Genomic DNA, 4,916 nt, shown 5'->3' with positions numbered 1-4,916 from the left:
CGGGCTGTCCAGGTCGCGGGTGCGGCGGAGGATGCCGGCAGCGGCGAGGTCTTTGGCCTTGGCTATGGCTGCGTCCAGCAGGCTGGTCTCGGCCACCGCATCGACGATGCCGAGGGTGAGCGCTTCGGCGGCGGATGCGGGGGCACCCTCGGCCATCAGCCTGAAGGCGGGCGCGGCGCCGATCAGGCGCGGCAGGCGCTGGGTGCCGCCGGCGCCGGGGATCAGGCCGAGCTTGACCTCGGGCAGGCCCAGCTTCGCGCCCGGCCCGGCGATGCGGGCGTGGCAGCCCAGCGCGACCTCCAGCCCGCCGCCCAGCGCCGCGCCATGGATGGCGGCGACGATCGGCTTGGTCACGGCGTCGAAGCCGTTGATGACATCGGGGAGGGACGGCGGCAGCGGCGGCTTGCCGAATTCGGAGATGTCGGCGCCGGCGATGAAGGTGCGGCCCTCGGCGGCGATGACGATGGCGCGGACGTCGGGGTCGGCATCGGCCTGCTGCACCGCCGCGGCCAGCCCGGCCCGCAGCCCGGCGTCGAGCGCATTGACCGGCGGGCTGGCGATGGTGACGATCGCGATCCCGTCCTGCGTGGTGGTGCGCACCTTGTCCATCGATCCTCCTGGGACGGCTGGGCCCGGATGGTGTAATTCTGCAATGCAGAATTCATTTCCGTATTCTTGATCGATATAGACCAGAGCACCGTCGGGACGTCAAGACGGCGAGGCTGGTGGTGAAGGCTCGGTCAGCAGCCATCAGTCGGCCAGAAACCATTGTCTTCGGTCAGGGACCACTTCCCCTCCTTTGTCATTGCCGGGCTTGATCCGGCAGTCCAGAAGATGTCGACAGACTCTGGATGCCCGGATCAAGTCCGGGCATGACAGGGAGGGGGATGGTTGCCTGGCGATCGCTCAGCCGCGTCCTGATCCGATGGATTTCCATTCATCTGATCTATTCCGCAATGCAGAATTGAATTCTGAAAATCTGTTGACCGTTTTCAGACCCCATGCAAACTGGCGGTCCGTCGGCGGCGAAAGGAGAAGCAGATCTTGGCCTTGCCCGCTTCCCTGTCCGAGCGCCTGGCCCTGCCGGTGATCGCGGCGCCGATGTTCATCGTGTCGACGCCGGAGCTGGTGGTGGCGCAATGCCTCGGCGGCATCGTCGGCTCCTTCCCGGCGCTGAACGCCCGGCCGCAGGCGGAGCTCGAGACCTGGCTGACCCGGATTGAGACGGAGCTGGCGGCAACGCAGGAAGCCGAGCCGGACCGGGTGATCGCGCCCTATGCCGTCAACCAGATCGTGCACCAGTCGAACGACCGGCTGGACCAGGACATGGCGGCCTGCGTCCGCCACCGGGTGCCCATCATCATCACCTCGTTGCGGGCGCCGGGCGAGGTGGTGCGGCAGGTGCATGGCTATGGCGGGCTGGTGTTCCACGACGTCACCACCATCCGCCATGCCGAAAAGGCGCTGGAGGCGGGGGTCGATGGGCTGATCCTGGTCTGCGCCGGGGCCGGCGGCCATGCCGGCACCATGAGCCCCTTCGCCCTGGTCGGCGAGGTCCGCCGCTTCTGGGACGGGCCGCTGATCCTGTCCGGTGCCATCACCACCGGGGCCGCGATCCTGGCGGCGCGCAGCCTGGGCGCCGACCTGGCCTATATGGGCACCCGCTTCATCGCCACGGCGGAGGCGCGGGCGGCCGATTCCTACAAGCAGATGATCGTCGACGCCGCCGCGTCCGATATCGTCTACACCCCGTTCTTCACCGGCGTGCCCGGCAACTATCTGAAGCCCAGCATCGCCGCCGCCGGGCTGGACCCCGATGCGTTGCCGGTGGCGGATAAGAGCCAGATGAACTTCGGCTCGACCCGGGTGAAGCCGTGGAAGGATGTCTGGGGCGCCGGCCAGGGCGTCGGCACCATAGCCGATGTGCTGCCCACCGCCGACGTGATCGCCCGGCTGAAACACGAATACGCGACCGCCCGCGCACGGCTTTGCGCCGCCTGAGCCGGGAAGAACCTGCATGGACCACATCAGCGATCCCGCCACCCTCCGCATCGTGGACCCCACCGCCGGCGTCCGGCTGCTGACGATCGACCGGCCGGCCCGCCGCAACGCGCTGGATATCGCCACCTACAACGCGCTGGCCGAAGCGATCGCCGCCGCCGACAAGGATTCGTCGGTGCGCGCGCTGGTGCTGTCCGGGGCCGGCGGCACCTTCACCAGCGGCAACGACCTGGCGGATTTCCAGAAGGCGTCGGGCGGCAGCGCCCCCAGCGCCGGGCTGCGCTTCCTCGGCGCCCTGATCGGGGTGGAGAAGCCGGTGGTGGCGGCGGTCGAGGGCCATGCCATCGGCATCGGCACCACCCTGCTGCTGCATTGCGACCTCGCCTTCGCCGGGCGCGATGCGCGGTTCCGGCTGCCCTTTGTCCAGCTCGGCCTGTGCCCGGAAGGGGCGTCGAGCTACCTGCTGCCGCGGCTGGCCGGCACCAAGCGGGCGGCCGAGCTGCTGATGCTGGGCGAGAGCTTCAGCGCGGATGAGGCGGCCGAGGCCGGGATCCTCAATGCGGTGACCGAACCCGGCCAGGCGCTGGACCGGGCGCTGGACCGGGCGACGGCGCTGGCGGCTCTGCCGGCCCGGTCGGTGTCGCTGACCAAGCAGCTGCTGCGCCGCGCCGATGCCGCCCCCGTGATGGAGACGCTGGGCGCCGAGGCACGGTTTTTCGCCGAATGCCGCCGCTCGCCGGAGGCCCAGGCCGCCTTCGCCGCCTTCTTCGCCCGGCAGCCGGTGGCCGGTTGATGGCGCGCAGACGGCTGGCCGCCATCGACACCGCCCCCGCATTCGACAGCGCCGAGGCGCGCGAGGACAGGCACTTCGTCACCGCCCTGGCGCGGGGGCTGGACGTGCTGGCCTGCTTCCGCAAGGACGAGCCGCTGCTGGGCAACCAGGAGATCGCGGCCCGCTGCGGCCTGCCGCCCTCGACCGTGTCGCGTCTGACCTACACCCTGACCCGGCTCGGCTACCTGCATTACCTCGACCATGTCGGCAAGTACCGGCTGGGCACCGCGGTGCTGGCGCTGGGCGCCACCATGCTGGCGCGGCTCGATGTGCGCTCGGTCGCCCGGCCGTTTATGCAGGATCTGGCGGATTTCTCCCGCGGCTCGGTCGGGCTCGGCACGCGCGACCGGCTCAGCGTGCTCTATGTCGAATGCGCCCATGGCAAGGCCGCGATCTCGCTGACCCTCGATGTCGGCTCGCGCATCTCGATCGCCGCCAGCGCCATGGGCCGCGCCGTCCTGGCCGCCTGCCGGGCGGAGGAGCGGGCGCCGATCCTGCAGGAGCTGGCGGCGCTGGACGAGGTGGCGTGGCCGCGCACCCGCGCCGGCATCGACAAGGCGATCCGCGACCAGCAGGAGCTGGGCTGCTGCTGCTCCTTCGGCGAATGGCAGGAGAACGTCAACGCCATCGCGGTCGGCTTCCGTCCCAGCGGCGGGCTGCCGCCGATGGCGATGAATTGCGGCGGCCCGGCCACGGTGCTGACCCCGGACTTCCTGCTGACGGAGGTGCGGCCGCGGCTGATCGCCCTGGTCCGCCGCTTGGACGGGGCGATGGGGCTGTGAGCGGGGCGCCGCAGCTACTCGCCGGCATCCGCGTGCTCGACCTGTCGCGGGTGCTGGCCGGGCCGCTGTGCGGCATGGTGCTGGCCGATCTCGGCGCCGAGGTGGTGAAGATCGAGCATCCCGGCCGCGGCGACGACACCCGCGACTGGGGCGCGCGGATCGGCGACGGGGACACATCGTACTTCTACAGCGTCAACCGCAACAAGCAGTCGCTGGCGCTCGACCTCGACAGCGCCGACGGCCGGGCCATCGTCCGCCGGCTGGCGGCGCAGTCGGATGTGGTCATCCAGAACTTCCGCACCGGCGGGGCCGAGAAGCTGGGCGTCGGCTACGGCGACCTCAGCGCCGGCCATCCCGGCCTGGTCTATTGCTCGATCTCCGGCTACGACCGCAGCGGGCCGGAGGCGGCGCGGCCGGGCTACGATCTGGTGATCCAGGGGGAGGCCGGGCTGATGGCGATGAATGGCGAGGCCGAACGGCCGCCGCTGAAATTCGGCATCGCCGCGGTCGACCTGTTCACCGGCATGTACGCCGCCCAGGCGATCATGGCGGTGCTGCTGGAGCGCACCCGCACCGGGCGCGGCCGGCATGTCGAGCTGGCGCTGTTCGATTGCGGCCTGATGATCACTGCCTATTGCGGGCTGGAGGCACTGGTGCTGGGCCGCGACCCGCCGCGCTACGGCAACGCCCATCCGTCGATCGTGCCCTATGGCGTGTTCGATGCGGCGGACGGCCCGCTGGTCATCACCGTCGGCAACAACCAGCAGTTCGGCCGCTTCTGCCGCGAGGTGATCGGCCGGCCCGACCTGGCGGACGACCCGCGCTTCGCCACCAATCTCGACCGCGCCACCCATCGTGAGGCGCTGCTGCCGCAGATCCGGGCCGAACTCGGCCGGCGCGGCCGGGCGGAACTGCTGGCGACGCTCGGCCGCTGCGGCATCCCTTGCGGCGAGGTGCTGGGGCTGCTGGAGGCGCTGCAATCGCCGCGCGCCGTGGATGCCGGGCTGGTGACTCGCCAGCCGCATCCGCAGGCAGGCGAGGCACCGGTGCTGGCGCCGCCCTACCGCTTCGACGGCCAGCGCTCCGAAATCCGGGCCCGGCCGCCGCAGCTGGGCGAACACAGCGACCAGATCCTGCGCGAAAGGCTGGGCGCGACCGAGGCGGATCTGGCGGCGTGGCGGGAGAGGGGTGCCATCCGCTGATCATCCGGAGGCGGGCAGGGCACGATCCGACGTCTGCCCCTGTTCCACGGCTCGACAGGCGGCGCCGGCTGGCGCAATTTGCCGGAGTGTCGTTCCAAT

General features: G+C 70.8%; 5 protein-coding genes. 4 read left to right on the top strand and 1 reads right to left on the bottom strand.

Annotation, left to right across the window (positions count from 1 at the left end; translation table 11 throughout):
- Window positions 1-609 (bottom strand): enoyl-CoA hydratase-related protein (locus AC3XYG_RS09065; RefSeq protein WP_489139493.1); only part of this gene is annotated, 609 nt, incomplete at its 3' end.
- Window positions 610-1,044: 435 nt separating this feature from the next.
- On the opposite strand from AC3XYG_RS09065, the gene AC3XYG_RS09060 reads away from it, so the two are divergent.
- From AC3XYG_RS09060 to AC3XYG_RS09045, 4 genes are read left to right on the top strand one after another with little or no spacing between them, the layout of a single operon-like run.
- Window positions 1,045-2,001: an NAD(P)H-dependent flavin oxidoreductase gene (locus tag AC3XYG_RS09060; RefSeq protein WP_489139492.1), complete on the top strand. Its 957-nt coding sequence runs from the start codon at window positions 1,045-1,047 to the stop codon at window positions 1,999-2,001.
- A 16-nt stretch (window positions 2,002-2,017) separates the two neighbouring features.
- Window positions 2,018-2,794, top strand: a complete 777-nt coding sequence (locus AC3XYG_RS09055; protein ID WP_489139491.1) for an enoyl-CoA hydratase-related protein — start codon at window positions 2,018-2,020, stop codon at window positions 2,792-2,794.
- Window positions 2,794-3,615 carry an IclR family transcriptional regulator gene (locus AC3XYG_RS09050; RefSeq protein ID WP_489139490.1) on the top strand — a complete coding sequence of 274 codons (822 nt, stop codon included), beginning with the start codon at window positions 2,794-2,796 and terminating at the stop codon, window positions 3,613-3,615. The genes AC3XYG_RS09055 and AC3XYG_RS09050 overlap by 1 nt, the downstream gene beginning before the upstream one ends.
- Window positions 3,612-4,817 (top strand): CaiB/BaiF CoA transferase family protein, encoded by a 1,206-nt coding sequence (locus AC3XYG_RS09045; protein ID WP_489139489.1) that lies wholly within the window; start codon window positions 3,612-3,614, stop codon window positions 4,815-4,817. Before AC3XYG_RS09050 ends, AC3XYG_RS09045 begins: the two co-directional genes overlap by 4 nt.
- Window positions 4,818-4,916 lie beyond the last annotated feature (99 nt).

The sequence above is a fragment of the Inquilinus sp. genome, assembly GCF_057815775.1.
The sequence above is the reverse complement of the archived record's forward strand: the minus strand, read 5'-3'. Positions and strand labels throughout refer to the sequence as shown.